23 protein-coding genes are annotated in these 26,168 nt (G+C 73.3%); 11 read left to right on the top strand and 12 right to left on the bottom strand.

Annotation, left to right across the window (positions count from 1 at the left end):
• Positions 1-72 precede the first annotated feature (72 nt).
• Genes AC6CH9_RS12725 through AC6CH9_RS12715 form a run of 3 tightly spaced genes read left to right on the top strand, consistent with a single transcriptional unit; the run spans position 73 to position 3,121 of the window.
• Positions 73-1,122 carry a putative F420-0 ABC transporter substrate-binding protein gene (locus AC6CH9_RS12725; RefSeq protein WP_498155221.1) on the top strand — a complete coding sequence of 350 codons (1,050 nt, stop codon included), beginning with the start codon at positions 73-75 and terminating at the stop codon, positions 1,120-1,122.
• The gene (locus AC6CH9_RS12720; protein ID WP_498155220.1) at positions 1,119-2,204 is read left to right on the top strand and encodes a putative F420-0 ABC transporter permease subunit; all 1,086 of its coding nucleotides are present in this window, start codon (positions 1,119-1,121) and stop codon (positions 2,202-2,204) included. Before AC6CH9_RS12725 ends, AC6CH9_RS12720 begins: the two co-directional genes overlap by 4 nt.
• A complete protein-coding gene (locus tag AC6CH9_RS12715) occupies positions 2,201-3,121 on the top strand; it encodes a putative F420-0 ABC transporter ATP-binding protein (protein ID WP_498155219.1) in 921 nt (306 codons plus the stop codon). Before AC6CH9_RS12720 ends, AC6CH9_RS12715 begins: the two co-directional genes overlap by 4 nt.
• Positions 3,122-3,240: 119 nt before the next feature.
• On the opposite strand, the gene AC6CH9_RS12710 is transcribed toward AC6CH9_RS12715, so the two are convergent.
• From AC6CH9_RS12710 to AC6CH9_RS12690, 5 genes are all read right to left on the bottom strand, one after another.
• Positions 3,241-6,153 carry an immunoglobulin-like domain-containing protein gene (locus tag AC6CH9_RS12710; RefSeq protein ID WP_498155218.1) on the bottom strand — a complete coding sequence of 971 codons (2,913 nt, stop codon included), beginning with the start codon at positions 6,151-6,153 and terminating at the stop codon, positions 3,241-3,243.
• 303 nt (positions 6,154-6,456) lie between these two features.
• Positions 6,457-6,657, bottom strand: a complete 201-nt coding sequence (locus AC6CH9_RS12705; RefSeq protein ID WP_498155217.1) for a PNPOx family protein — start codon at positions 6,655-6,657, stop codon at positions 6,457-6,459.
• Positions 6,658-6,659: 2 nt separating this feature from the next.
• A complete protein-coding gene (locus AC6CH9_RS12700; protein WP_498155216.1) occupies positions 6,660-7,121 on the bottom strand; it encodes a CoA-binding protein in 462 nt (153 codons plus the stop codon).
• A 62-nt stretch (positions 7,122-7,183) separates the two neighbouring features.
• Positions 7,184-7,654 carry an anthrone oxygenase family protein gene (locus AC6CH9_RS12695; protein WP_498155215.1) on the bottom strand — a complete coding sequence of 157 codons (471 nt, stop codon included), beginning with the start codon at positions 7,652-7,654 and terminating at the stop codon, positions 7,184-7,186.
• Positions 7,651-8,544 carry a Rossmann-fold NAD(P)-binding domain-containing protein gene (locus AC6CH9_RS12690; protein ID WP_498155214.1) on the bottom strand — a complete coding sequence of 298 codons (894 nt, stop codon included), beginning with the start codon at positions 8,542-8,544 and terminating at the stop codon, positions 7,651-7,653. The genes AC6CH9_RS12695 and AC6CH9_RS12690 overlap by 4 nt, the downstream gene beginning before the upstream one ends.
• 163 nt (positions 8,545-8,707) lie before the next feature.
• On the opposite strand from AC6CH9_RS12690, the gene AC6CH9_RS12685 reads away from it, so the two are divergent.
• Positions 8,708-9,658 (top strand): AraC family transcriptional regulator, encoded by a 951-nt coding sequence (locus AC6CH9_RS12685; RefSeq protein ID WP_498155213.1) that lies wholly within the window; start codon positions 8,708-8,710, stop codon positions 9,656-9,658.
• 6 nt (positions 9,659-9,664) lie between these two features.
• On the opposite strand, the gene AC6CH9_RS12680 is transcribed toward AC6CH9_RS12685, so the two are convergent.
• Positions 9,665-10,168: a metallophosphoesterase family protein gene (locus tag AC6CH9_RS12680; protein WP_498155212.1), complete on the bottom strand. Its 504-nt coding sequence runs from the start codon at positions 10,166-10,168 to the stop codon at positions 9,665-9,667.
• A 50-nt stretch (positions 10,169-10,218) separates the two neighbouring features.
• Between AC6CH9_RS12680 and AC6CH9_RS12675 the strand changes: the two genes are divergently transcribed.
• The 4 genes from AC6CH9_RS12675 to AC6CH9_RS12660 all read left to right on the top strand — a co-directional run bounded on the left by AC6CH9_RS12675 (position 10,219) and on the right by AC6CH9_RS12660 (position 12,990).
• Positions 10,219-10,629, top strand: coding sequence for a PNPOx family protein (locus AC6CH9_RS12675; RefSeq protein ID WP_498155211.1), 411 nt, complete (start codon positions 10,219-10,221; stop codon positions 10,627-10,629).
• Positions 10,630-10,636: 7 nt separating this feature from the next.
• Complete coding sequence (locus AC6CH9_RS12670) at positions 10,637-11,242, top strand: HhH-GPD-type base excision DNA repair protein (protein WP_498155210.1); 606 nt, start codon at positions 10,637-10,639, stop codon at positions 11,240-11,242.
• Between the two features lie 76 nt (positions 11,243-11,318).
• Positions 11,319-12,539, top strand: a complete 1,221-nt coding sequence (locus AC6CH9_RS12665) for an AI-2E family transporter (RefSeq protein ID WP_498155209.1) — start codon at positions 11,319-11,321, stop codon at positions 12,537-12,539.
• A gap of 85 nt (positions 12,540-12,624) precedes the next feature.
• Positions 12,625-12,990: a VOC family protein gene (locus AC6CH9_RS12660; RefSeq protein ID WP_498155208.1), complete on the top strand. Its 366-nt coding sequence runs from the start codon at positions 12,625-12,627 to the stop codon at positions 12,988-12,990.
• Between the two features lie 34 nt (positions 12,991-13,024).
• Here the strand turns inward: AC6CH9_RS12660 and AC6CH9_RS12655 are convergent, their stop codons facing one another.
• The 4 genes from AC6CH9_RS12655 to AC6CH9_RS12640 all read right to left on the bottom strand — a co-directional run bounded on the left by AC6CH9_RS12655 (position 13,025) and on the right by AC6CH9_RS12640 (position 17,345).
• A complete protein-coding gene (locus AC6CH9_RS12655) occupies positions 13,025-13,408 on the bottom strand; it encodes a hypothetical protein (protein WP_498155207.1) in 384 nt (127 codons plus the stop codon).
• A 65-nt stretch (positions 13,409-13,473) separates the two neighbouring features.
• Positions 13,474-14,337: a coenzyme F420-0:L-glutamate ligase gene (cofE, locus tag AC6CH9_RS12650; protein ID WP_498155206.1), complete on the bottom strand. Its 864-nt coding sequence runs from the start codon at positions 14,335-14,337 to the stop codon at positions 13,474-13,476.
• The gene (locus tag AC6CH9_RS12645) at positions 14,334-15,332 is read right to left on the bottom strand and encodes a TIGR03557 family F420-dependent LLM class oxidoreductase (protein WP_498155205.1); all 999 of its coding nucleotides are present in this window, start codon (positions 15,330-15,332) and stop codon (positions 14,334-14,336) included. Before AC6CH9_RS12645 ends, cofE begins: the two co-directional genes overlap by 4 nt.
• Before the next feature lie 84 nt (positions 15,333-15,416).
• Complete coding sequence (locus AC6CH9_RS12640) at positions 15,417-17,345, bottom strand: DUF4914 family protein (protein ID WP_498155204.1); 1,929 nt, start codon at positions 17,343-17,345, stop codon at positions 15,417-15,419.
• A gap of 204 nt (positions 17,346-17,549) precedes the next feature.
• Between AC6CH9_RS12640 and AC6CH9_RS12635 the strand changes: the two genes are divergently transcribed.
• Both AC6CH9_RS12635 and valS read left to right on the top strand, forming a co-directional pair.
• Positions 17,550-18,530: a hypothetical protein gene (locus AC6CH9_RS12635; RefSeq protein ID WP_498155203.1), complete on the top strand. Its 981-nt coding sequence runs from the start codon at positions 17,550-17,552 to the stop codon at positions 18,528-18,530.
• Between the two features lie 64 nt (positions 18,531-18,594).
• Complete coding sequence (gene valS / locus AC6CH9_RS12630) at positions 18,595-21,402, top strand: valine--tRNA ligase (protein WP_498155202.1); 2,808 nt, start codon at positions 18,595-18,597, stop codon at positions 21,400-21,402.
• Positions 21,403-21,482: 80 nt separating this feature from the next.
• On the opposite strand, the gene AC6CH9_RS12625 is transcribed toward valS, so the two are convergent.
• The gene (locus AC6CH9_RS12625; protein ID WP_498155201.1) at positions 21,483-22,682 is read right to left on the bottom strand and encodes a baeRF2 domain-containing protein; all 1,200 of its coding nucleotides are present in this window, start codon (positions 22,680-22,682) and stop codon (positions 21,483-21,485) included.
• A 154-nt stretch (positions 22,683-22,836) separates the two neighbouring features.
• Entirely contained in the window at positions 22,837-23,187 is a 351-nt protein-coding gene (locus AC6CH9_RS12620; RefSeq protein WP_498155200.1) for a chorismate mutase, read from the bottom strand.
• Between the two features lie 107 nt (positions 23,188-23,294).
• Here AC6CH9_RS12620 and AC6CH9_RS12615 point away from each other — a divergent pair, with 107 nt between their 5' ends.
• On the top strand, positions 23,295-25,112 hold the full coding sequence (locus tag AC6CH9_RS12615) for an AMP-dependent synthetase/ligase (RefSeq protein WP_498155199.1): 1,818 nt from the start codon (positions 23,295-23,297) through the stop codon (positions 25,110-25,112).
• The last annotated feature ends 1,056 nt before the right edge of the window (positions 25,113-26,168 follow it).

The following is a 26,168-nucleotide window of genomic DNA, read 5'->3' as shown; positions in this document are numbered from 1 at the left end:
AGAACGCCCCGCCGCAGCGGCGTGCCCGCCGAGAGCACGCCGTACCGCGCCCGACCCCCGGAGACCTCGCCCGTGCCCTCCTCCCGCGCCGTGCACCGCCAGACCGTCCGCCGCGCCGTCCTCGCGCTCCCTACCGCCACGTTCGCCCTGCTGCTCGCCGCCTGTTCCTCTGGCACGACGCCCGGCGACACGCCGACCGGCGACACCTCGCCGTCGGGCACCGCGACGGCGACGACGTACCCGCTCACGCTCGACGACTGCGGGTTCGAGGTGACGTTCGACGCGGCGCCGGAGCGCGTCGTGACGATCAAGTCGAGCACCACGGAGATGCTGCTCGCGCTCGGGCTGGGCGACCGCATCGTCGCGAGCGCGTTCGCGGACGGCCCGGTCCCCGAGTCCTTGGCCGACGTCGCGGCGGACGTCCCAGCGGTGGCAGAGCCGCTCTCGGACCAGGTCCCCGGTGCCGAGGCGGTCCTGGAGACCGAGCCCGACCTCGTTTACGCGGGCTGGGAGTCCAACCTCACGGCCGAGGGGACGGGCGACCGCGAGACGCTCGCCCAGCTCGGCGTCGCGACGTACGTCTCCCCCGCCGCGTGCAAGGCACCGGAGTACATGCCCGACCCGCTGACGTTCGACGACGTGTTCGCCGAGATCACCGAGGTCGGCACGATCTTCGACGCGCAGGACGCCGCCGCCGACCTCGTCGCCGAGCAGCGCGCGACGCTCGACGGCGTCGCCCGGGACGAGCGCGGGCTCACGGCCCTGTGGTACTCGTCCGGGGACGACATCCCGTACGTCGGCGCGGGCATCGGCGCGCCGCAGATGATCATGGACGCCGTCGGGCTGGAGAACGTCGCGGGCGACGTGCACGACACCTGGACCGCGTTCGCGTGGGAGGAGGCGATCGCCGCCGACCCCGACGTCCTCGTCCTCGTCGACGCCACGTGGAACACGGCCGAGGCCAAGATCGAGCGGCTCGAGTCCAACCCGGCGACGGCCGAGATGACCGCGGTGCGCGAGGGCCGCTACCTGACGATCCCGTTCCCGGCGACCGAGGCCGGGGTGCGCAACGTCGATGCCGTCGTGGACCTCGCGGCACAGCTGGAGGCGCTCGGCCTGTGACCACGCTGCGCACCCGCCCCGCACCCGCGCCGCCCGCCCGACGGGTCGGCGCGGAGGCCGGGGCGCGCCATGGTGCGGGCTGGTGGGTGCCGGTCGGCGTCGGCGCGCTCGTCGTGACGGTGTTGATCACGGTGACGATCGGCCCGGCGGACCTCGCGGTCGGCGACGTGTGGCGCTCGGTCGCGACGCACCTCGGGCTCGGCGGGCTGCTCGGGCTCGAGCCCCTCGGGTCGCTCCAGGACGGCATGGTGTGGCAGCTCCGCCTCCCCCGCGTGCTCACCGCCGCGGCCGTGGGCGCGGGTCTGGCCGTGTGCGGCGTGGTCATGCAGTCCCTCACGCGCAACCCCCTCGCAGACCCCTACCTCCTCGGCCTGTCCTCGGGCGCGTCGCTCGGCGCGGTGCTCGTGCTCGTCGCCGGGTGGACCGTGCTCCTGCCGGTCGCGGCGTTCGGGGGCGCCGTGCTCGCGCTCGTCGCGGCGCTCGGCCTCGCGGGCGCGCTCGGCGCGCTCACGCCCACGCGGACCGTGCTCGCGGGCCTCGCGGTGAGCCAGCTCGCCGCGGCCGCGACGAGCTTCGTCATCTTCTGGTCCGCGACCGGCGACTCCTACCGCGAGATCCTCTCGTGGCTCATGGGGTCCGTCGCGGGTGCGACGTGGACGTCCGTCGCGGTCGCGGGCGGCGCGACCCTCGTGCTCGGGACGCTGCTCGGCTCGACCGGCTCCGTGCTGGACGCCTTCACGTTCGGCGACACGGCGGCGTCCACGCTCGGGGTCGACGTCGCGCGCGTGCGCTGGACGCTGCTCGTGGGCGTCGCTCTGCTCACCGGGGCGCTCGTCTCGCAGTCGGGGTCGATCGGGTTCGTCGGGCTGATCCTGCCGCACGCGGTCCGGCTCCTCACGGGTGCGCGGCACCGCCTCCTGCTGCCCTTGTCCGCGCTGTTCGGCGCGACGTTCCTCGTCTGGGCGGACACGCTCGCGCGGACCGTGTTCGCGCCGCGCGAGCTGCCCGTCGGGATCGTCACCGCCGCGATCGGCGCGCCGGTGTTCGCGCTGCTCCTGTGGCGCGGGAGGAAGTCCGCATGAGCGAGGCGACGCGCACGACGACGCACGAGGGCCCGACGGTCGGCCCCCACACCGTGCGGGACCGACCCGGCGACGCGGCGGCGCGGAACCCGTCCGGAGAGCAGGGCGCGGCGGGGCTCGACGCCGCGCGCGTGTCGTGGTCCGTCGACGGTCGCCTGATCCTCGACGGCGTCGACTGCACCGCCCCGGCCGGCGCGGTGAGCGGGCTGCTCGGCCCCAACGGTTCCGGCAAGTCGACGCTCCTGCGCGTCCTCGCGGGGGTCCGCGCGCCGTCCACGGGACCCGACGACGTCGCGCACGCACGCTTCGACGGCGCGGACCTGCTGAGCATGCCGCGGCGGCAGCGCGCGCGCGTCCTCGCGCTCGTCGAGCAGGACGCGACGACCGACCTCCCGCTCTCCGTGCTCGACGCCGTCCTGCTGGGCCGCATCCCCCACCGCTCGCTCCTCGCGGGCGACTCCGCGCACGACCGCGAGGTGGCGACCGCGGCGCTCGCCCGCGCGGGCATGGCCGCGTTCGCCGAACGGGAGGTCGCGACGCTCTCGGGCGGCGAGCGCCAGCGCGTGCACCTGGCGCGCGCGCTCGCCCAGGAGCCCACGCTGCTCCTGCTCGACGAACCGACCAACCACCTCGACATCGCCGCGCAGCTCGACACGATGCGCGTCCTGCGCGACCTCGCCGACGACGGCGTGACCGTCCTCGCCGCGCTCCACGACCTCAACCTCGCGGCGCAGACGTGCGACCACGTCGTCGTGCTGGCGGACGGCCGGGTCGTCGCCGCGGGCGACGTGCGCGAGGTCCTGGTCCCCGACGTGCTCGACCCGGTCTACGGCGTGCGGTGCGAGGTGCTCACGCACCCGCGCACCGGTCGACCCGTGCTCACGTTCACCCCGAGGAACCCCGATCCGGCCCGGTGACGAACGTCCTGCCCGGCCGGTGGGGCGCGTCCGCCCACGCTCGTCGGCGACCGGTCGCGCACCCGCCGGGCGGTGGGCGCCACCACGTTCCGGCGCCCACCGCCCGCACGGGGCTGCGGCTACCCGCAGCTCACCGCGTCGTACGCCACCTCCACGGTCGACGAGCGGTCCGCGATCGTCGCGCTGACGCTCACCGTGCCGGCGTCGAACGCCTCCTGGCGCGAGCCGAACGCCTGGTAGGCGCTCGTGCCGACGGCGACCTCGTCGAACTGACGGCTGCCGTACGGCGTCGTCAGCTCGACGGTGGCCGGTGCCTCGTCGGTGTTGAGCGCGCGCACCGCGAGGTATGCCCGTCCGGCGAGGCACCGCGCCCGTACCTCCACGTCCAGCGAGACCTCGACGGCCGTGGACGCGGTGTCCTCGGACGCTTCCAGGATCCCGTAGCCGAGGAACTCGGCCCGGACGATCTCCTCGCCTGCAAGGTCGGTCGGCAGGGTCGCCGATGCGACGCCGTCGTCCAGGTACGCGGTCTGCGACCAATCCCCCGCGGTGAAACGGACCTGACCCCCGGTCTGGAAGTTGTCCTCCGCCCGGACGGTGGCCGTGACCGTCGCCGGACCACCCTGGTCGGGCGAGTCGACCGTGAGCTCGGTAGTTGTGGGCACGTCGCTGTTCGCGATGCCCCGGATGTCGTTCCACTCCCGCAGGGTGATGGGGATGACGGTGCCGTGGCGCGGGCGCGGCACGCCCGCGTTGGTCATCGTGATCTCCCGCGCGTCCCACGTCGGAGCCTCGATGTCCTCGCTGCACGCGGCCTGGTAGCCACCACCGTTCGTGTACCGGTCCGCCCAGAGGTAGAACTGGTCCGGGCAGGCGGTGTCACCGGGGTTCGCCCGGAACACGATCGGACCCTCGTAGCCCTGGTCCGGCGCCCAGGTGGTGCGGCCCAGCGCCGGGGCGAGAAGCTCCCAGTCCTCGATGTCGCTGTCGAGGAACTCGGTGTGCTTCTCGGAGAAGACGTCCGATCCCGCGTTGCCGGCCTCGTTCTTGGTGAAGCGGTAGTACTCCTCACCGACCTTGATCGCGGTGGTGTCGATCCGCGACAGCGGGAACGGGTCCTGCCAGACCTGCGGTTCGGAGAACGTCTGGAAGTCGCGCGTGGTGTTGTACCACATCTGGGCGTTTCCCTGACCGGTCCGGTTCACCGGGTCGTCCCACAGCGACTGGGCCCAGAAGACCGCGTAGGCGCCGATCTCCTCCACCCACAGCGACTCCGGCGCGAAGGCGTTGCCCGCGTCGTCCGGTGCGACCTTCACGTGTCGCTGCGGCGTCCAGTGCACGAGGTCGTTGGACTCGAACACCTCGATGTGCTGGGTGTCGTTGATCGCGTAGCCTCCCTGGTCGTACCAGTTGAGGTCGGTGGCGATCATGTAGAAGGTGTCGCCGTCGGGCGAGCGGACGATGTGCGGATCGCGCAGGCCTTGGTCTCCCAGCTGAGAGATCAGCGACGGTCGACCACCGGTCAGCCCGGTCCAGTCCAGCGCCGTGTTCCCGTTGGAGGTGGCGAACATGATCTGCTCGCCGTCGGCGATGTTCTCCCCCTTGAAGTAGCCCATGAAGTAGCGCTCGTGCTCCTCCGCGCGCGGCAGCGGTCTGATCGTGAGGTCGAACGACCTGGTCTGCGACTCCGCACCCCGAGAGATCGTGGCCGTCAGCGTGGCCGAGGCGTCGGGATGCCCGTACGGAGGGCGGGTCACCTCACCGGTCGGGGTGACGAGATCCGAGGTCGAGTCCCACGTGATCGTCGATCCGAACTCGCCCTCGGCAGGCAGGGTGATGTTGCCCCGCACGTCGTCCGCGTCGTAGAGATCCAGGTCGAGGCTGTCGCGCTCGACAGCCTCGGCGTCGTCGAACTCTGCCTCGACCGTGACGACGATCTCGCGCGTCGTGACCTCCGTCCCCTTGCGCAGCGTCGCGGTCAGCGTCGCGGTAGCGTCTGCCTCGCCGCGCGCCGGTCGCGTGATCCGACCGGTCACCGGGACCTTGGGAGCGGACGCGGGCGGGGTGTAGATGTCGACGACGGACGGGTCCGAGCTCTCCCACGTGATCGCCGACCCGGCCACCGAGCCGATCTCCGGCAGCTCGACGTCCTGCACGATCGCGCGTGTCCGGCCGAGGTCGATCGCCTGGGCGTCGGCCATGACGCCGGTCGCGTTCGTCTCCGCGGCCAGGTCGAGCACCTCGTCGACGTCCACCGCTCGGTCGTACACGCGGAAGTCGCTGATCGTGCCGCGGAACGAGTAGTCCCCCGGATTCTGCGACCGGGCGAGGAAGTTGCAGTTCGTGCCCGCGCCCGGGTTCACGGAGGGCGGGGTCGTGAGATCAGTGACCTGGGCGTGCTGCACGCCGTCCACGTAGAGCGTGCCGGTCCAGGTCAGACCGCCCTCGTCCAGAGACTGGGTGTAGGTCACGTGCTGCCAGGCGCCCTCGGGCAGACGCTCGCTCCGCTGGACGTCCGTCGCGCCGACGCGGACACGGAAGTGGTCTCCTGGGCGACGTGCGGCGTTGTTCGAGGCGAAGATGGAGCCCTGGAGGCCCGTGCCGGCGTCGCACCCTCCCGACGTGCTGCCGAAGCTCCACATCTGGTGGTTGCCGACGTTCGCCGGGTCGACCCACACGTCGTAGTCGACCGTCATCTCTGACATGCCGGCGGTGAGATCGTCCGGCAGATCGACGTATGCCCCGTCCAATGCGCCCTGGTACGACTCCGGGTTGAACCTCACGCCCGCACCCGTCAGGGCCGCCTTGTCCGGGTTGACCAGGATCGCGTTGGCTGCGGGGCCCGCGCTCCCGGAGTTGGCCAGGACCGTCCCGCTGGTCTCGTCGAGGCGGAAGTGATGCACGAGGCCGTCCGTGACGTCCGCGTGCGCCGTGGTGACACCGACCGTGCCGACACCGCACGTGGCGAGGATCGTGGCGATGCCGAGGAGTCGGACGCGCCTCGACCTTCGTTCGCTGGCTGTTGAGATCATGCGATCGCGCACTCCTTTGTGGTGGTCGTGACCTGCAGCGCGAGACACCGCTCGAAGCAGCCGTACCTCGGACCAGCTCGGAGCCGAGGCGGCGATCTCGACGAACCGTACGGTCATCGTCGACCGAAAGGTGAGTCCGAGCGCTCGCTCTGACCCTGAAGTGTGTGCGTTAACATTTTCGGTGTCAAGCGTCACGAGGGCCCCGACGGCGAGGGCACGACGGCGTGCTCGAGCGGCGGAGCACGACGTACCGGACCGACACCAGCGCCTCGTGATGCCGACGGGAGACGCGCCGTACAGTGCTCAGCCGGCGTTGCGGAGCTTCGCGGTGCGGGGCTCGCTCTCGACGACGACGCCGTCCGCGCCGTCCCACCAGGACAGAACGGGCTTCGGCTGCGGTGTGCCGTGCGGGTCGACGGTCACGAGCCACAGGGCTCGCTCGTCCGTGAGCCGTGCGGCCACCCGCGAACCGAGAGTGGTGGTCGTCGGGTCGACCACCGGCATCGTCAGGCCTCCTCGACGGTGCGGACGCCGGCTCGCGCGCCGAGCCGCGGGAGCTCGATCGCGGGGCAGCGGTCCATGACCATGTCGAGCCCGGCCTCACGGACGCGGCGGGCGGCGTCCTCGTCGATCACGTCGAGCTGGAACCAGACGGCCTTCGCACCGATCGCGACGGCCTGGTCGGCGACGTCGCCCGCGAGCTCGGAGCGCACGAACACGTCGACGACGTCGACGGGGAACGGGACGTCGGCGAGCGTCGCGTAGCCCTGCTCGCCGTGCACGGTCTCCGCGGACGGGTGGACGGGGACGATGCGCTTGCCGTGCTGCTGGAGCACGCGCGCCACGCCGTACGCGGCGCGCGACGTGTTGTTCGACAGGCCGACGACGGCCCAGGTCTCGGTGCCCTCGAGCACTCGACGGACGGTCTCCTGCTCGTCGGCCGGCACGGCCGCTGTGACGTCGCTCATGTCGTGCGCAACCGGGCCCCCGCCGCTGCTATTCCGCGACGGGGGCCCGGCGCACCGGCAGGTCAGACGAGCGCGCCCGCGAGCAGCGCGGTCGCCGCCGCGCCGGCGACGGTCCGCACGTGGTTCCACGCGAGCCAGCGCGGGAGGAACGCGCCCCACGCGGCGGCGAGGTCCTCGGGCCGCGCCGCCGCCGCGTCGAGGCGCTCGTTGAGGGGGACGTTGCCCACGGCCGTGACGCCGAGGACCCCGACGACGGAGACCACCGCGCCCGCGAGCGCCCATCCCGCGCCGGACGCCCCGCCGACCAGGCCGACGACGGCCGCCGCCGCGGGCACGAGCACGCTCGCCGCGAGCAGGAGCATGAGCGGCGGCCGCAGCGCGTCCCGGTTGATCGCGACCATGGCCGCGGCGCCGTCGGCGGCGGGGAGGCGGCGCAGGCCGCCCAGGACGAACGTGGAGAACGCGAAGAGCACCCCGCCCGCGAGCCCTGTCGCGACCGCGCCCCCGACCACGAGCGCTGTGAAGACGCTCATGACGTCTGCCCGGCCGTCGACGGGACCGTCGCCGACCAGGTCGCTGCCTCGCGCGCCGCGAACTCGCGGAAGCCGCGCGGCTCGCGGCCCAGCGCCTGCCGGACGCCGTCGGCGACCGGGGTCCCGCGCCCGTCGAGCACCTCGGTGAAGAGGTAGCGCATGAGGCCCACGACGTCGTCGGGCAGCCCGATCGCCCGCAGCCCCGCGACGAACTCGTCCATGGTGATCGGCACGAACCGCACGTCGCGCCCGCTCGCGGCCGCGATCTCCGCCACGGCCTCGCCGAACGTGATCGCGCGCGGCCCGGTGAGCTCGTAGACGCGGCCGGCGTGCGCGTCGTCGACGAGCGCCGCGACCGCGACCTCGGCGACGTCCTCGAGGTCCACGAACGGCTCGGCGACCTGGTCCACCGGCAGGGCGAGGACGCCGTCGAGCACGGGCTCGAGCAGGAAGCTCTCGCTGAAGTTCTGGTCGAAGAACGCGCACCGGACCACGGTGCGGCCGGGGAACGCGTCGGCGACGAGCGCCTCCGCGCGCTGCGCCTCGACCTCGCCGCGACCCGAGAGCAGGACGAGCCGGCGCACGCCCGCCTCCCGGGCGAGGGCCGCGAACCGGGCGACGGTCTCCGGGGAACCCGGGATCGCGAGGTCGGGCACGTACACCACGTACGCCGCCTCCGCCCCGTCGACGGCGGGGCCCCACGTGGTCTCGTCCTCCCAGTCGAAGCGGACGGCGCCGGAGCGGGAGGCGCGCCGCACGGCGATCCCGAGCGCGTCGAGGCGGTCGGCGACCCGGCGGCCGGTCTTGCCCGTCGCACCGAGGACGAGGACCGGGCCGGGTGCGGGGGCGTCGGTCGGGCTGTCTGTCGGGTGCGGTGTCGTGGCGCTCATGACGTCTCTCCTGTCGAGGATTCGTGCGGGGACGAATGACAGTCAACCGGGCACCGGCGAGACGCGACATGGCTCTGACGCTCGTCTCCATACGCGATCGTCTCAGGCCACGGCGCTCCCTCCGTCGCTGGTCGGGAACGCGGTCCGTGCGTACCCTGACCGGATGGACGTCGTCGCCGGGCTCCTCGACGGGCCGCGCGCCCGCGGCGCCTTCCTCCTGCGCAGCCATCTCCGCGCCCCGTGGGGCATGCGCATCGAGGACGAGGCGCCGCTGACGATCGTGCCCGTGCTGCGCGGCTCGGGCTGGGTCGGGCCGGTCGTGGGGAACGACGGCGCGGACCCGGGCGAGCACGTCGGGGCGGGGGACGTCGTCCTGCTGCGCGGCCCCGACCACTACGTCGTGGCGGACGCACCGACGACCGCGCCGCAGGTCGTCGTCGGGCCCGAGTCCGACATGTGCCGTGCGGTCGACGGCGGGCCCTCCCCCATGACCGTGCTGGGCGTCCGCTCGTGGGGCAACGACCCCGGCGGCGAGACCGTCATCATCACGGGCACCTACCCGCTGGACGGCGAGGTGGGCCGCCGGGTCCTGCGCGTGCTGCCGCAGCGCGTGGTGCTGCGCAGCGGCGACGTCGACGGGACGCTCGTCGAGATGCTCGCACGCGAGGTCGTGCAGGACCTGCCCGGGCAGGAGGCGGTGCTCGACCGCCTGCTCGACCTGCTCCTCATCTCCTGCCTGCGCACGTGGCTCTCGCGCGACGACGCCCCGGGCTGGTACCGCGCCGACGCGGACCCGGTGGTCGGCGCGGCCCTGCGCCTCATCCACCACGACCCGGCCCGCGCCTGGACCGTCGACTCCCTCGCACGCGAGGTCGGGATCTCGCGCGCTGCGTTCTCGCGCCGCTTCACCGCGCTCGTCGGCGAGCCCCCGATGAGCTATCTCACAGGCTGGCGCCTCGACCTCGCCGCCGACCTCCTGCTGGAGCCCGACGCCACGCTGACGTCGGTCGCACGGGCGGTCGGGTACGCCTCGCCGTTCGCGCTGAGCGCCGCGTTCAAGCGCGTGCGCGGCGTGAGCCCCGCCACGCACCGGGCGCGCGCGAGCGCTGCCTGAGGCGGCTCAGCGCGGCACCGGCACGAGCGCGACGTCCCGGAGCACGCCGTCGTCGACGACGGCCGTGAGGACGGTGCCGACCGGCTGACGACGGCGGTCCGTCGGCGACCCGGGGTTGAGCAGCCGCAGCCCGCCCGGCGACGTCGTGTCCCAGGGGACGTGGCTGTGCCCGAACACGAGGACGTCCGCGTCGCCGAACGCCGCGTCGGCGCGACGCTCGCGTCCTTGCTTCGGCCCCGTCTCGTGGACGACGGCGAACCGGATCCCGTCGACCGTCGTGCGCGCCACCTCGGGCAGGCGCGCGTGCAGCTCGGGGCCGTCGTTGTTCCCCGCGACGCCGACCAGCCGGTCGGCCCGGGACTCCAGGGCGTCCAGCAGGTCGACGCTCACCCAGTCGCCCGCGTGCACCACGACGTCGGCGTCGTCGACGGCGCGCCACACCTGGTCCGGGAGCGCCCGCGCCCGGGCGGGGACGTGGGTGTCGCTCAGCAGGAGCAGGCGGGTCGGCACGGGTCTCACGATAGGTCGCGCGGGCGGGCCGCGCCGGGCCACGATGGGGCATGCCGATCCCTCGCTGGGTGACCCGCAGCAACAAGCGCATCCTCAACCCCGTGATGCTCCGCGTCGCGACGGGCGTCGGGCCGATGGCGGTGGTCCGGCACGTCGGCAGGCGCAGCGGCCGCGTCTACCGCACGCCCGTCTTCGCGTTCGCGTACCGCGCCTCGCCGACCGACCCGGTCCGCGTCGTCCTCGCGCTCACGTACGGGCCGGACGTCGACTGGGTGCGCAACGTCGACGCCGCGGGCGAGTTCGTGCTGGAGCGCCGCGGCGAGGAGTTCCGCGTCGAGGACGTGCAGCGCGTCACGGGCGAGGACGGGCTGCGCCTCCTGCCCGGCTGGACGAGCGCCGTCCTGCGCCGCACGGGAGTGGACGAGTTCCGGACCGGACGCCTGCGCCGTGCGCTGCCATGATGGGGTCATGACCGACCAGCTCTGGATCACCGGCGACCCCGACGCGGACGCGCTCCTCAGCGACGACGCCTTCGCCCTCCTCGTCGGCATGCTCCTCGACCAGCAGTACCCCATGGAGCACGCGTTCGCCGGACCCCGCAAGATCCGCGACCGCCTGGGCTCCATCGACCCGCGCGCCGTGGCGGAGGCGGACCCCGACGCGTTCGTCACGCTCGCCACGACCCCGCCGGCGATCCACCGCTACGGGCGCTCGATGGCGGCCCGGGTGCAGGACCTGGCGCGCGTCGTCGTCGACGAGTACGACGGCGACGCGACCCGGATCTGGACCGCGCCCGGGTCCGGTGACGACGGTGCGGCAGCACCGACCGGCGCCGAGGTCCTCGACCGGCTGCGCGCGCTGCCCGGGTACGGCGACCAGAAGGCCCGGATCTTCCTCGCGCTGCTCGGCAAGCAGCGTGGCGTGCAGCCCGTGGGGTGGCGCGAGGCGGCGGGCCACTACGGGGAGGAAGGGTCGCGCCGGTCCATCGCCGACGTGACGAGCCCGGAGTCGCTCGCGGAGGTCCGTACGTTCAAGAAGGCGCAGAAGGCCGCCGCGAAGGCCGCGAAGGCCTGACCGCGCGGGCACGTCGCCGGGCGCACCGCGACGGACGCCCGGGTGCGCGAGGTCGTCCGGCCGCTATCGTCGGCGCGTGACCACGACGACGCCGCGCGCCCCGGCGCTGCCTCCCTCCACCCGCACGCTCCTGGCGCTCGCCGCGGGCGTGGTCGTGCTCGCGGGCGTCCACGCGGCCCGGGAGGTGCTCGCACCGATCCTCCTCGCGGCGGTGATCGTCATCATCTGCCACCCCGTGCGGTTCCCGCTCGAGCGCCGGGGCTGGCCCCGGTGGGCAGCCACGACGGCGGTCGTCGCCGTGGCCTACCTCATCCTCGCCGCGCTCGTCGCGATGCTCGTCTTCGCGGGCTTCCGGTTCGCCGACCTGGTGCGCGAGTACCTGCCGGCGCTGGTCCGCTCGGTCGAGGACGTCGTCGACCAGCTCTCCGCCGTGGGGATCGACACGGACGTCGCGGAGGCGGCGACGTCCTGGCTGGAGCCCGCCCGGGTCCTCAGCCTCGCCGGGAACGTGTCGGGCATGGCGCTCGGCATCGCGACGGCCTTCTTCTTCGTCCTCGCCTACGCGATCTTCATGGCGGCGGACGCCGCGCGGTACTCGACCGCGACGACCGTCTTCGGCACCGAGCGCGCCGCGACGATCGACCGCGCGTCCCGGTTCAGCGGCGGGGTGCGGCGCTACTTCGTGGTCAACGCGTCGTTCGGCGCGGTCGTGGCGATCGTCGACGGCGTCGCGCTGTGGCTGCTCTCGGTCCCCGCGCCGACGGTGTGGGCGATCCTCGCCTTCGTCACGAACTTCATCCCGAACATCGGCTTCGTGCTCGGCCTCGTCCCACCCGCGATCATGGCGTTCGTCGTCGGCGGGTGGCAGCTCGCGCTCGCCGTCGTCGCGGTCTACTGCGTCGTGAACGTCGTGCTCCAGGTGCTCGTCCAGCCGAAGTTCGTGGCGGACGCCGTGAACCTCAGCCTGACCCTCAGCTTCGTCTCGGTCGTGTTCTGGACGTTCGTCATCGGGCCGCTCGGGGCGATCCTCGCGATCCCGCTCACGCTGCTCGTGCGCGCGCTCGTGCTCGAGCCCGACCCCGGCTCGGGCTGGCTGCGCTGGCTCTCCGGCGACGACGTGCTCCCGTCCGAGACGACGCAGGTCCTCACCCCGGACGCCGCACCGGTGAGGACGGCGGACCCGGCCGCACCGGACGGTGAGACGGCCGACCGGCCGGTGCCCGAGCCAGAGCCAGAGCCTCAGGTGCAGCCTGAGAGTTCGGTGACCGGCGACCCTGCCGCCACGGAGAGGGCTTAGCGCGCACACCCTGTTGCACCGGTGCCGGTGGTCCTTAGGCTGGCAGACGGCGGGTGTCCGCCCGTCACCGGTACGGGGAGGAACCATGGTGCACGGAGACATCACCCACATCGACATCCCGGTGAGCGACAGCGGCAGAGCCACGCAGTTCTACGGCGAGCTGTTCGGCTGGCAGATCGCGGAGGTCCCCGGCTTCGAGGGCTACCCGATGTGGCAGGCACCGAACAAGATCAGCGGTGGCGGCCTCGCGCCGCGGTCCGAGGGGTTCACGACCCCACGCAGCTACGTCGAGGTCGACTCGATCGAGGACACGCTGGCGAAGGTGCGCGAGCTCGGCGGGCGCGTGGTCCTGGAGAAGTCCGAGATCAGCCCGACGTCCTGGTGGGCGGCGTTCGAGGACGCCGACGGGAACCAGATCGGCCTCTACGAGGGCACGACGGACGCCGGCTGACCGTCCCGGGAGCGCTCCCGGGCGGTCGCGACGGTCAGAGCGACAGCACGCGACCGTCCGGGTCGTCCGGCCGGCGCGGCCGTAGCGTGGGCGGGGGCGGCCACGGGAGGTCATAGCGCTGGACGGGGACGTCGATCGCGCCGAAGTCGTCGGTCTGCACGACCACGCCGTCCGGCGTGACCTCCACGAGCCGGACGCGCAAGGGCGGCGCGTCCTCCTGCTCCAGCATCCAGACGTCGGCCAGCCACGCGAGGCTGACCTCGTCGAGCGCGGCCTCGGCCTCCAGCCAGTCCACCGGCCCGGTCAGCTCGCGCCCGAGGAGCGAGACCGCGACCCAGGCGTCACCGTCGGGACGGATCCAGCCCACGTGCTCGCGGTCGTCGGGGCGGCGGTGCGGGATCCACTCGGCGGGCAGCATCCCGGCAGGCTAGCCGCCCGCCGCCCCGAGAGCCACGGGATTGCCGGCCCACCACGTGCGCCCGCTCAGTCGACGGGGACCTGCTCGTCCCCCGACCCCTCGCGGAAGCCCTCGCCGAACCCGTCGCGGTAGCCACGGTCGTAGGCCTCGGCGCTCCCCTCCCGGAAGAGGTCGTCGGCCGAGGGCCGCACGAGCGCGCGCGCCCCCGGGCCGTCGTCGTCGCCCACGTAGCGGCCGAGCCCCCGCACGACCGCGACGGGCCTCCCCGCCGTCTTGCCGCGCACCAGCTCGCTCGCGGACGCCACCTCGTCGGCGACGGCGGTCACGGTCACGGAGAGGGGCCGCCCGTGGGCGTCGAGGCCGCCGCGCAGGTCCTCGGCCACGGCGATCCCCGCCGCGCCGATCGCGACGTCGACCAGCCCGTCGCGCCACGCGCGCCCTGCCGTGTCCGTGACGACGACGCCGAGGCGGGCGAGACCGAACCGCTCGCGCAGCGCGTCCCGCAGCGCCCGGGCCGAGCCGTCCGGGTCGAGCGGGAGCAGCAGCACCGTCCCCTCGGGCGTGTTGGACGCGTCGACCCCGGCCGCGGCCATGACCAGGCCCAGGTGGTTCTCGACGATGCGCAGCGGCGGCTGGCCCGGGCGCTCGCGCGTCGCGACGACGCGGACCGTCTCGTCCGTGATCGCCTGCTCGCGGTCCGCGGCCGCGACGACGCGGCCCTCCGCCTTGGACACGACCTTGCTCGTCACCACGACGACGTCGCCCTCCGCGAGCGCGTCGCCCGCCGCGGCCGCGGCGAACAGGTCGCCGACGAGCGCGGCGAGGTCGTCGCCCGGGCGCACCTCGCCCAGGCCCGACGGCGCCCACACGGACAGTCGCGCGTCGTCTCCCCCGCCGCCGACGGGCACGCCCGCGCCCCCGGAGGTCATCGCGCCAGCTTGGGGAGGACCTCGCGGCCGAAGACCTCGACCCACTCCCGCTGGTTGCGGCCCACGTTGTGGAGGTAGATCCGGTCGAAGCCGAGGTCGACGAACTTCTGGATGTACGCACGGTGCTCGTCCGGGTCGGCCGAGATCACCATGCGGCCCTCGAAGTCCTCGGGGCGCACGAGCTTGGCCATCTGCTCGAAGTCGTGGGGCGAGCGGATGTCGGCCTTGGGGAACTTCATGCCGCCGTTGGGCCACTCGGTCATCGCGTTCGCGAGCGCCTCCTCGTCGGTCGCGGCCCAGGACAGGTGGAGCTGGAGCACCTTGGGCATCGCGTGCGGGTCGCGGCCGGACTCGCGCACGCCGTCGTCGAACTTGCCGAACAGCATGGAGATCTTCTCGAGCGGCGCACCCACGGTGATGAGACCGTCGGCGTGGCGGCCCGCGCGCTTCGCGGTCACGGGACCGGCGGTCGCGACGAGGATCTCCGGCGGGACGTCGGGCATGGTCCACAGGCGCGTGGACTCCATCTTGTAGAACTGCCCGGAGTGCTTGACGTCCTTGTTGTCCAGCCCGGACTGGAACAGCTTCTTGATGACGTCGATGGCCTCGAACATGCGGTTGATGCGCTCGGGCGCCTCGGGCCAGTAGCCCGCGACGACGTGCTCGTTGAGCGCCTCGCCCGAGCCCAGCCCGAGCCAGTGCCGGCCGGGGTACATCGCGGCGAGCGTCGCCGACGCCTGCGCGACCATCGCGGGGTGCCACCGGAACGTCGGCGCCGTCACGCCGGGCCCGAGGTCGCCCGTGGTGCGCTCGCCGAGCGCGGTGAGCACGTTCCACACGAACGACGACTCGCCCTGCGCCGGGACCCACGGCTGGAAGTGGTCGGCCGCCATGGTGCCGGAGAAGCCGTGCTCCTCCGCATAGGCCGAGAGCGCGACGGCCTCGGTCGGGTGGAACTGCTCCAGCATGGCGGCGTAGCCGATCGTCAGACCCATGCTCCGACCCTAGTACGCGGCGGGCGACGTCTCGCCAGAGCGGGCCGGGGCCGCCTGCTGCGACGGTCCCGGCCGTGCGCCGCGCTACACGTAGACCGGCGTCAGCGCCGCGTACTCCTCGACGGAGCCGTCGCGCAGGCAGACCTCGATGATCTGCCGACCCAGCGGGTCGAGGTCCTCGGTGAGGAACTGCCGGAGCTCGCTGGCGAAGAAGTCCGTGATGATCCGCGCTCCGGCGTCGTAGGCCTCGACCCCCACCTGGGACTGCAGCTCGGGGCGCAGGAACGTGGGCCGCACGAGCTGGCCGTCGATCTTCATCTCGGTGAGCGTGTACCCGAAGAGCGGGCAGCGGGCGGGCGTGAGCTCCTCGGGGCGCAGGCGCCCGCCGCCGCGTCGCGCGAGGTACTCGCGGGTGAGCCACTCGGCGGCGAAGTCGACCTTGTACGCGCCGATGTGCTGGTTGGGCGTCAGGACGTACCGGGTCCGGTCCGTCTCCACGAGCTGGCGCAGCAGGAGGTTCGCCGCCGCGACCTTGGTCCCGGTCGCGAACGGCCAGTACGACCCGACGCCCTCCGCGACCATGCCCCCGTGGGCGAGCGCCTCCGTCGCGGTGCGCGACTCCCCGATCGACGGGTTCTTGTCGCCGCGCGGCGCGACGAGCCGCCAGATCCACGCGAGCGAGGCCGGCACGACGTGGGTCATGCCCATGATCCCGTACGTGGGGCGGTCCCGCGTGCAGGCCGGCATCCGGGCGCCGAAGGTCCGGACGTCGACCTCTGCCGGGCCCGCGACGTCGGTGAGCAGGTGACGGGGCACCACGACGCGCGGGTTGGGGCACCGCCGACCGTCCGAGTCGAGGGAGTGCTCCCAGGGCAGCACGGTCGCGTCGGGCACGCCGTCGATGTTGAAGAAGACGAGCGGGACGTCGGGGTGGATGCACGCGCGCTCCAGGTGCGCGTCCTGCCCGTAGCCGGTCAGGTTGTCGACGCGCACGAACCAGCCTTCCTCCGCGTCCGTCACGACGAGGCGGCCGTCGCCGGTCTGGAGCCCGGCGTGGCACAGCGTCATGTCGTCGGTGACGGGGGCGAGCGCGCTCGTCTCCCCGAGCGTGATGACGTACGGCTCGTCGGTGACGACGTTCGTGCCGAGCAGGATCCGGCCGTCCTCCTGGCGCCGGATCTCCTGGCACATCTCGGACTTGCCGCCGCCCGACGCGCCCTCGTGCATGACGACGGTCTCGTTCTCGTACGGCGTGGTGACGCGGACCGACGACGCGTGGGCCGTGACCCAGCCCTCGCGCTCGCCCACGTCGAGCAGTACCGAGAACACTCCCTTCTTCGCGCTCGGACCGGGGTACAGGTTGTAGGCGAACACCTCGTGCAGCGTCTCGGAGCGGTCGTGCACGACGACCTGGCGCCCGTCGAAGCGGGTGTGGCGGAACGGCGGGGCGACGTAGAGGATCGAGCGCGGCTCGAACGGGCCGAGATCCTCGAACGTGACCCAGCCCTGGAGGTCGACGAGCGCGAGCGCGAAGAACGCCGCGTTGAGGGGGCAGACCGCGAGGGACGGGTAGCCGTGGGTCCGCCCGCCGGCGCGGAACGGCACGACGACGAGCTCCTGGGTCCCGAGCCACGCGAGCGTCTCGTCCTTGACCGGGCCGAACCCGGTCCCGAAGACGTCGCGGTAGCGCGGCTTGTCGGTGGGCAGGTCGTCGGCGATGCGCATGCAGTCCGGGTCCCGCCGGCGCATGTAGTCCTCGGGGTAGTTCACGGCGATCCCGTTCCGGCACCGCACGACCTCCGCCTCGGGCACGAGCGTGCCGTCGGCGTCGTACTCGACGACGAACCGCGGACCGCCGTCGGGCCCGAGCGCGAGGCGGTACAGCTCGTCGCGCGAGGACGGCACGACGACGCCCGGGCACGCCGCGAGCGCCGCGTCGAGGTCGTGCGGGAGGACGACGCCGGGTGGCAGCGCCCCGGTCGTGCGCGCGCTGTCGGTGGTCGTGAGGGTCATGGCTGCTCCCAGGTGGTCGGCGCGAGGATCAGATCGAGGTGCGCCCACGAGCACCCGTACCTTTGCGTGCAGGTTACGAGTCGATGACCAATCACCCCCAGGGACTTTGGACCCGTGATGGCGCGGGCCCGTCACCGACACGCCCGCTCGCCGTCCGGGACGACGGCCGGACCGCTCCCACCAGACGACCGTTAGCCTCTCGTGGTGAGCACCGTTCCCCCGGCTCCCGCACGCCTCGACACGCGAGCCCTCGTCGAGCCCCTCGACCGTGGTGCGGCGCGCGCGCACCACCGCTCCCTGCGGCAGCAGGCCAGGGACGCACGGACGCGTCCTTCGACACCGGTCGCCCTCCAGGTGCTCGGTCTCGTGCTGCGCGGCGTGCTCGTCGCGTTCCTGGTGGCCGTCGCCGCGCTGTGCGTCACCGTGGTCTACGGCTTCCTCGCCTTCGGTCTGACGGCCCTCGGCGCCGGGCGCCCGCTCGTCGTCCTGGTGCTGGCAGCCGTCACGGCCCTCGCCGTCCTGCTCGTCGTGCGCGGGGCTCGTCGTTCGTCGCAGGAGGGTCGGGAGCTGGCGCACCGGCTGAGCCGGTTCGCCGCGGCGAACGGCTTCGACGTCGAGCCGCGGGTCGAGGAACCCGAGCTGCCCAGCGGAGCGTTCCACCTGGGCATCCTCCGCGTCGCCCGGAACGTGGTCCGCACCCGCGGTCGCCGCCCCGTCGAGATCGCGACCTACACCTACAGCGCCGGCTATCGCAACGGTGAGCCCTTCGCGTTCACCTATGCGATGGTCACGCTCGACCGCACCCTGCCGCGCGTCGTCGTGGAGACGCTGCCCGCCCGGGGGGTGCGGGGTGCCCGGGCTCCGCGCGGCGTCGAGCGCGTGTGGGAGCTACCGGTGGACGGTCCTTTCGCTGAGCGCCACCGCGCCTACGGACCCGTGCGGTCCGGGACGGGCACCGCGCGCGCGGTCTTCACGCCGGAGATCGTCGAGACGCTCGTCCGCGGCCCGCTCCCGCTCGCGGCCGAGGTGTCCGGGGACCGGCTCTTCCTCTTCAGCGAGCGCGCGCTCGACCTGCTCGACCCCGCGGTCTGGGAACGCCTCCTGGGGACGGCCACCGACCTGGCCGCACGGCTGTCCCGCGCGGCCGGGCCGGGCGGTCCGGGCGCCGCGCCCGGCGCCCGGTGACCACCGCGGCCGGGACGCGAGACGCCGTCGGGAGCGGCCCCGAGATCTGGGAGAATGGGCGACCATGAGCGACTTCCCGACGAACGCGCCGACGGGCGCGGCCGAAGCCACTGCTGCAACGACCTCCTCCACCGGCCGCGTAGCCGGCGACGTCGTCCGCGCGGTGGTCGCGGGAGTACCCGACCGGGTGAGCCTCGACGGGCTCGAGGAGACGTACGACGCGCGCTGGGCCGAGCAGGGAACGTACGCGTTCGACCGCTCGAAGACGCGCGAGCAGGTCTTCTCCATCGACACCCCGCCGCCGACGGTCTCCGGGTCCCTGCACGTGGGCCACGTGTTCTCCTACACGCACACCGACGTCGTCGCGCGGTTCCAGCGCATGCGCGGCCTCGAGGTGTTCTACCCGATGGGCTGGGACGACAACGGCCTGCCCACCGAGCGCCGCGTGCAGAACTACTACGGCGTGCGCTGCGACCCGACGCTCCCCTACGTCGAGGGCTTCGAGCCCCCGCACGAGGGCGGCGAGGGCAAGTCCGTGAAGGCCGCCGACCAGGTGCCGGTGAGCCGCCGCAACTTCATCGAGCTGTGCGAGCGGCTCACGGCCGAGGACGAGAAGCAGTTCGAGGCGCTGTGGCGCCGGCTCGGGCTCTCGGTCGACTGGGCGCAGCACTACCAGACCATCGACGCACGGTCGCGCACGGCCGCGCAGCGCGCGTTCCTGCGCAACCTCGGCCGTGGCGAGGCCTACCAGGCCGAGGCGCCGGGGCTGTGGGACGTGACGTTCCAGACCGCCGTCGCGCAGGCCGAGCTCGAGGCGCGCGACTACCCGGGCCACTTCCACAAGGTCGCGTTCCACCGCGTCGCACCGGGCACGCCCGACGACGGCGCGCCGGTCTACATCGAGACGACGCGCCCCGAGCTGCTCGCCGCGTGCGTCGCGCTCGTCGCGCACCCGGACGACGAGCGCTACCAGCACCTGTTCGGCACGACGGTGCGCTCGCCGCTGTTCGACGTCGAGCTGCCCGTCCTCGCCCACCCCGCCGCCGAGCGCGACAAGGGCGCGGGCATCGCGATGTGCTGCACGTTCGGCGACCTCACCGACGTGCAGTGGTGGCGCGAGCTCCAGCTCCCGACCCGGTCGATCATCACGCGCGACGGTCGCATCACGCGCGAGACCCCGGACTGGATCACGTCGCACTCCGGCCAGGCCGTGTTCGCCGAGATCGAGGGCAAGACGACGTTCTCCGCGCGCCAGGTCGTCGTCGACGCCCTGCGGGACGCGGGCGACCTCGACGGCGAGCCCGTGCCGACCCAGCGCAAGGCGAACTTCTTCGAGAAGGGCGACAAGCCCCTCGAGATCGTCACGTCGCGCCAGTGGTACATCCGCAACGGCGGCCGCGACTGGACGACGGCCGACGGCACGACCCGCGACCTGCGCCAGGAGCTGCTGAACCGCGGCAAGGAGCTCGCGTTCCACCCCGACTTCATGCGCGTGCGCTACGAGAACTGGGTCGGCGGCCTCAACGGCGACTGGCTCATCTCGCGCCAGCGCTTCTTCGGCGTCGCGATCCCGCTGTGGTACCCCGTGCTCGAGTCGGGCGAGGTCGACCACGACCACCCGATCGTGCCGTCCGAGGACGCGCTGCCCGTCGACCCGTCGTCCGACGTGCCGACCGGGTACACCGAGGACCAGCGCGGCGTGCCGGGCGGCTTCGTGGGCGAGAACGACATCATGGACACCTGGGCCACGTCGTCGCTCACGCCGCAGATCGCGGGCGGCTGGGAGGTCGACCCCGACCTGTTCGAGCGCGTGTTCCCCATGGACCTGCGCCCGCAGGGCCAGGACATCATCCGGACGTGGCTCTTCTCGACCGTGGTGCGCTCACACCTCGAGTTCGGCTCGCTCCCGTGGAAGAACGCCGCGATCTCGGGCTGGATCCTCGACCCCGACCGCAAGAAGATGTCGAAGTCCAAGGGCAACGTCGTCACGCCCATGGGCCTGCTCGAGGAGCACGGGTCGGACGCCGTGCGGTACTGGGCGGCGTCGGCCCGCCTCGGCACGGACGCGGCGTTCGAGGTCGGCCAGATGAAGATCGGCCGTCGCCTCGCCATCAAGATCCTCAACGCGTCGAAGTTCGCGCTGTCGTTCGGGGTCGACGCCGAGACCGGGACGGGCGAGATCGTCCTCGACCCGGCGCTCGTCACCGAGACGCTCGACCGCGCGATGCTCGCGGGCCTCGCAACCGTCGTCGAGAAGGCGACCGAGGCGTTCGAGGCGTACGACCACACGCGCGCGCTCGAGACCACGGAGACGTTCTTCTGGACGTTCTGCGACGACTACCTGGAGCTCGTCAAGGACCGCGCGTACGGCGCCGGTGCCGCGGCGTCCGACGTCTCGCCCGAGACCCGGTCCGCTCGCGTCGCGCTCGCGATCGCGCTCGACACGCTCCTGCGCCTCTTCGCGCCGTTCGTGCCGTTCGCGACCGAGGAGGTCTGGTCGTGGTGGCGGGCGTCGGAGGGCTCGATCCACCGTGCGCCGTGGCCGACGTCCGACGTCGCGCGCACGGCGGCCGGCGACGCCGACCCCGCCGTGCTCACGGCCGCGGGCCACGCGCTCGCCGCGCTGCGCAAGATCAAGTCCGAGGCGAAGGTCTCGATGCGCACGCCGATCCTCGCGGCGCGGGTCGCCGTCCCCGCCGAGTCGCTCGCCGGTGTCGAGGCGTCGGTCGTCGACGTCCGCAACGGCGGCCGCGTCACCGGCACGCTCGACCTCGTCGCGGCCACGGAGGGCCAGGGCGACCCGGCCGTCCAGGGCGGGATCGTCGTCGTCGCCTCCGAGCTCGGCGAGCCCGAGGCCCGCAAGAAGGCCTGACCCCACCCGTTGTGGGCATGGAATGGGCCCGGTTCTGCGGTCAGAACCGGGCCCGTTCCATGCCCACAGCAGCGGGCGGGTCAGATGATCTCGCCGCGCAGCCGCGCGTCGTCGCCGGACATCGTCGCCGCGACCTCGCGCGGCGTGCCCTCGTCGGCCCAGCGCAGGGTCGCGCCGACGCCCTCGATGAGCTCGACGCTGCCCTCGGGCGCGAACGTCAGCCCGGCGTCCTGGCCGATCGCGGCGCGGACCAGCGCCACCGTCGCGGGCAGCTTCTCGAGGCCGTCGGTGACCCCCAGGTCCTGGATCTCCTCCTTCGTCGCGGCGATGTGCATCGGGCTGGGCCCGATCCACAGCGAGCGGCCGTCGAGCGCGGCGTCCTGCCCGTACTCGTCGGCCAGGACGAGCTCCTTGACCTGCCCGCGCGCCAGGACCGCCACGACGTCCTCGACGGACGTCACAGCGCCCGACTCGCGCCCCTGCTCCTGGCGGAACTCCGCGAGGACCCTCTCTCGCCGCCGCTCGCGGAAGCTGTCGAGCGCGTCGGCGACGTTCGACTCGAACGCGGCCTCGTTGATGCCCGGGCCGCGGCCGCCGCCCGGGACCTCGACGACGAGCTCCGCCGTCGCGCGGCCCAGCGCACCGCGGACGAGGGGCACCGCGCGCACGTCGCCGGTGAGGAGCACGAGCTCGGGGCGGTACTCCGCCGCCTGGCGCTCGAGCTCGGCCGCGACCGCCTCGGCGTTGCGCTCCCACGAGTCCTCCGCGCGCGACTCGATGCGCTTGTGGGACAGGCCACCGGTCCGGACCTTGTTGATGACGTCGTGGCCGCCCTCGACCGACTCGGGCTCCGCGTAGGGCAGGTGTCCGCCCGCGACGGACCACGTGAGGTCCGCGCCCTGACGGTCGACGACGACGCGCACGTAGTCGACGGACTCGTCCGCCGCGCGCGCCGCCTGGAGCAGCGCGGGAACAGGTCCCCACGACCCCTTGGTGAGCGCCGGCGGGTCCTTGACGACGCGGTCGACGAGCACGCCCGTGTCGTCGGCGATCAGCACGCGCCCGTGGGTGCCGCCGACCCGCGTCGGCCGCAGCACCACCTCCTCGAGGTCGTCGAGGACGGCGTCGGGCGCGCCCTCCTGGCGCAGCGTGCGCCGCACGCCCTTCCAGCGGTTCTCGACCTCGCGGTCCCCGGCCTCGTTGGCCCGCGTGGCGTCGATGTACACCGTCGCGAAGGGGCCCGGGTGGCCGAGGAGGGGCTTGAGCCAATCGATCTTCATGCGAACACCTCTAGCGTCCGTCGGCGTGGCGGGCGGGCCGCCCGGCGCGCACGTCGTACCGACGCCGGGGCCCACCCTGGGACCCCTCCAGGGTCGGTCAGATCGACCCGCGTCGCCACCGCGCGTCGGAACGGCTCCCGCGCGGCGCGGCGCGTCAGGAGTAGGTGTCGAGGACGGGCGTGCCCTCGCCCGACGCGGCGTGCTCCGCCGCGATCCGCTCGTGGTGGCGGATGACCTCGCGGACGATGAACTCGCGGAACTGCTCCGCGAACTCCGGGTCGAGGCCCGCGGCACCGGCGATCCCCGTGAGGCGGGCGATCTGCTGCCGGTCCCGGTCCGGGTCTGCCGGGGGCAGCCCACCCTGCGCCTTGAGCTCCCCGACCCGGCGCGTGAACTTGAACCGCTCGGCGAGCAGGTGCATGAGCGCCGCGTCGATGTTGTCGATGCTGTCGCGCAGCGTGAGGATCTCGGCGGGGACGGCGGGCTGGCCGGGCTGGTTCGTCACCCGACGATCCTAGGCGCGCCCGGCGACCCTCGAGGAACGCGATACTCGGAGTACGGAGTAAAGTGTCACGCCGTCCCTACCTGCCGTCCCACTCAGCGGAGAGTCCCATGACGGAACACGCGTCGCCGAGCCTCGTCGAGGTCTCCCCCACGGCGACCATCAGCACCCTCCTCACCGACCGCGTCGCCCGCGGCCCTCACGCGACGCTCGTCGAGCGCCGGACCACCGCGAACGGCCCCTGGGAGCCCGTCACCGCGCAGGAGTTCGAGGACGACGTCGCAGCCGTCGCGCGCGGCCTCGTGGCCCGCGGCATCGAGCCCGGCGACCACGTCGCGATCATGTCCCGCACGCGCTACGAGTGGACGCTGCTCGACTTCGCCACGTGGGCCGTGGGTGCCGTACCCGTGCCCGTCTACGAGACGTCGTCGGCCGAGCAGGTGCACTGGATCCTGTCGGACGCCGCCGTCCGCCTCGCGGTCGTGGAGACCGCGTCCCACGCCGCCGAGGTGGCGTCCGTCCGCGACCGCCTCCCCGACCTGGAGGACGTGCTCGTCGTCGAGGACGGCGCCCTCGACACCCTGCGCGCCGCCGGCGCCGACGTCACCACCGAGGAGATCGACCGCCGTCGTGCCGCCCAGCGGGTCGACGACCTCGCGACGGTCATCTACACCTCCGGCTCGACCGGGCGGCCCAAGGGCGTCGAGCTCACGCACCGGAACTTCGTGCACCTCGCGCTGAACGGCCGCGCCGGCCTCGCCGAGATCCTCGACTCCGACGGCGCCCGCACCCTCCTCTTCCTACCGCTCGCCCACGTCTTCGCGCGCTTCATCCAGGTCGTCGTCGTCGCGTCGAACGCCGTGCTCGCGCACTCGTGGGACACCAAGAACCTCGTCGCCGACCTCGGGACGTTCCACCCGACGTTCCTGCTCGCCGTGCCGCGCGTCTTCGAGAAGGTCTACAACACCGCCGAGCAGAAGACCGGGACGGGCGCCAAGCGGAAGGTCTTCCACTGGGCCGCGAAGGTCGCCATCACCTGGTCGCGCGCGCTCGACGCCCCGGGCGGGCCGTCGTTCGGGCTGCGCGTGCAGCACGCCGTCGCCGACCGGCTCGTCTACTCGACGCTGCGCGGCGCGATGGGCGGGCGGCTCACGTACTCGATCTCCGGCGGCGCGCCGCTCGGCGAGCGGCTGGGCCACTTCTACCGGGGCGTCGGGCTGCGGATCCTCGAGGGCTACGGCCTCACCGAGACGACGGCCCCGACCGCCGTGAACCTGCCCGGCCTCACCAAGATCGGCACGGTCGGGCCGGCGTTCCCCGGTACGTCGCTGCGCATCGACGAGGACGGCGAGCTGCTCGTCAAGGGCGACCACATCTTCCGTGGGTACCGCAACCAGCCCGAGCTCACCGCCGAGGCGCTCCAGGACGGCTGGTTCCGCACCGGCGACCTCGGCGCGTTCGACGACGACGGCTACCTGCGTATCACCGGCCGCAAGAAGGAGATCATCGTCACCGCCGGCGGCAAGAACGTCGCCCCCGCCGTGCTCGAGGACCGCCTGCGCGCGCACCCGCTCGTGAGCCAGGTCGTCGTCGTGGGCGACCAGCGCCCCTTCATCGGCGCGCTCGTCACGCTCGACGCCGAGATGCTGCCCGGCTGGCTCTCGACGCACGGGCTGCCGCCCATGGACGTCGACACCGCTGCGCAGGACCCCGACGTCCTCGCCGCGCTCGACCGCGCCGTCGCGCACGCCAACGAGGCCGTCTCCCGCGCCGAGTCGATCCGCAAGATCACCGTGCTCACGACCGACTTCACCGAGCAGAACGGCTATCTCACCCCGTCCCTCAAGGTGAAGCGCGGCCTCGTCATCAAGGACTTCACCGACACGATCGACACCCTCTACGGCGCCAAGGTAGGCGCCGACGCCTGACCGAGCCCCGCAGCCCCGATCCTCCGAGGTAGAGCCGTAGTCCGCCGAGGTAGAGCCGTGGTCGCGCGAGGTAGAGCCGTGGTCGCGCGAGGTAGAGCCGTGGTTGCGCGAGGTAGAGCCGTGGTCGCGCGAGGTAGAGCCGTGGTTGCGCGAGGTAGAGGCGTGGTTGCGCGAGGTAGAGCCGTGGTCCTTGTGCCCGACGACGCGTGTCGGCCTGGGTGGTCGGGGTGGGTGGTGGTGCCGCGTCTACCATCCGCCGCTCGTTCCTCGCGGCTCCCGCGTTCTCGGTCGGGATCGTCCTGCGTTCGCCAGCTCACTCCGGACGATCCCTCGTTCCAGGCCCGCCACGACGCGGCACCACCACCCACCCCGCCCTACGTCGTCTCACCCTGGTCGGCCCTCACCCCGGGCGACCGCCCGCGGGGTGGGTTCGGCCCGCGTCGCGCGACCGGCCGGGTCGCGTGACCGGCCGGGTCGCGTGACCGGCCGTGTCGACGCACCGTCGCGCCCGGAACGGTCGCCGGCCGCGGTGCCGTCATGTCGAGCAAGTGGTGCGGGCGCGTCTGGCGCGCCGGACGAAACCTCGTCGCCTGGTCGACCCACCAGGACGGCTTGGTCGGCCTCGTGCCGAGCCGCCACGGGCACTCTGCTCCGGCGGGCCATCCGATGGTCGCGAGCGGCGACCGACGTCCCCGGGCGAGACGCTCGCCGAGCGGTGGGGGTGGGCTCGGATGCGAAGGGGCGTCAGAGCGGCGCTCCTCGAACCCACGGCCGAGGGACCAGGGTGACGGCGCCGCAGCCCCGAGCACCGAGACCACCCCCGCCGCGGACCCGACCCCGCTCGCCCAAAACACGACCACGGCTCTACCTCGCGCAACCACGGCTCTACCTCGCACAACCACGCCTCTACCTCGGCGGACCACGCCTCTACCTCGGCGTCAGGCGGACTTCTCGCGCGGGGTACGGCTGCGCGCGGTCGAGGTGCGCGGCACGATCGTGGGGTTCACGTTGTCCAGCACGACCTCACGCGTGATCACCACACGCTCCACGTCATCG

This window comes from Cellulosimicrobium sp. GQ32 (assembly GCF_059758455.1).
Note: the sequence above shows the minus strand (reverse complement) of the source record. Positions and strands in the feature narration are given on the sequence as shown.

Bases quoted from the DNA above. Each gene is read 5' to 3' on its own strand.
- AC6CH9_RS12690 (WP_498155214.1), bottom strand. From the start codon at position 8,544: ATGAGCGCCACGACACCGCACCCGACAGACAGCCCGACCGACGCCCCC.
- AC6CH9_RS12705 (WP_498155217.1), bottom strand. From the start codon at position 6,657: ATGCCGGTGGTCGACCCGACGACCACCACTCTCGGTTCGCGGGTGGCC.
- AC6CH9_RS12675 (WP_498155211.1), top strand. From the start codon at position 10,219: ATGCCGATCCCTCGCTGGGTGACCCGCAGCAACAAGCGCATCCTCAAC.
- AC6CH9_RS12715 (WP_498155219.1), top strand. From the start codon at position 2,201: ATGAGCGAGGCGACGCGCACGACGACGCACGAGGGCCCGACGGTCGGC.
- valS (WP_498155202.1), top strand. From the start codon at position 18,595: ATGAGCGACTTCCCGACGAACGCGCCGACGGGCGCGGCCGAAGCCACT.
- AC6CH9_RS12645 (WP_498155205.1), bottom strand. From the start codon at position 15,332: ATGGGTCTGACGATCGGCTACGCCGCCATGCTGGAGCAGTTCCACCCG.
- AC6CH9_RS12700 (WP_498155216.1), bottom strand. From the start codon at position 7,121: ATGAGCGACGTCACAGCGGCCGTGCCGGCCGACGAGCAGGAGACCGTC.
- AC6CH9_RS12685 (WP_498155213.1), top strand. From the start codon at position 8,708: ATGGACGTCGTCGCCGGGCTCCTCGACGGGCCGCGCGCCCGCGGCGCC.
- AC6CH9_RS12710 (WP_498155218.1), bottom strand. From the start codon at position 6,153: ATGATCTCAACAGCCAGCGAACGAAGGTCGAGGCGCGTCCGACTCCTC.
- cofE (WP_498155206.1), bottom strand. From the start codon at position 14,337: ATGACCTCCGGGGGCGCGGGCGTGCCCGTCGGCGGCGGGGGAGACGAC.
- AC6CH9_RS12640 (WP_498155204.1), bottom strand. From the start codon at position 17,345: ATGACCCTCACGACCACCGACAGCGCGCGCACGACCGGGGCGCTGCCA.
- AC6CH9_RS12615 (WP_498155199.1), top strand. From the start codon at position 23,295: ATGACGGAACACGCGTCGCCGAGCCTCGTCGAGGTCTCCCCCACGGCG.
- AC6CH9_RS12655 (WP_498155207.1), bottom strand. From the start codon at position 13,408: ATGCTGCCCGCCGAGTGGATCCCGCACCGCCGCCCCGACGACCGCGAG.
- AC6CH9_RS12625 (WP_498155201.1), bottom strand. From the start codon at position 22,682: ATGAAGATCGATTGGCTCAAGCCCCTCCTCGGCCACCCGGGCCCCTTC.
- AC6CH9_RS12695 (WP_498155215.1), bottom strand. From the start codon at position 7,654: ATGAGCGTCTTCACAGCGCTCGTGGTCGGGGGCGCGGTCGCGACAGGG.
- AC6CH9_RS12660 (WP_498155208.1), top strand. From the start codon at position 12,625: ATGGTGCACGGAGACATCACCCACATCGACATCCCGGTGAGCGACAGC.
- AC6CH9_RS12670 (WP_498155210.1), top strand. From the start codon at position 10,637: ATGACCGACCAGCTCTGGATCACCGGCGACCCCGACGCGGACGCGCTC.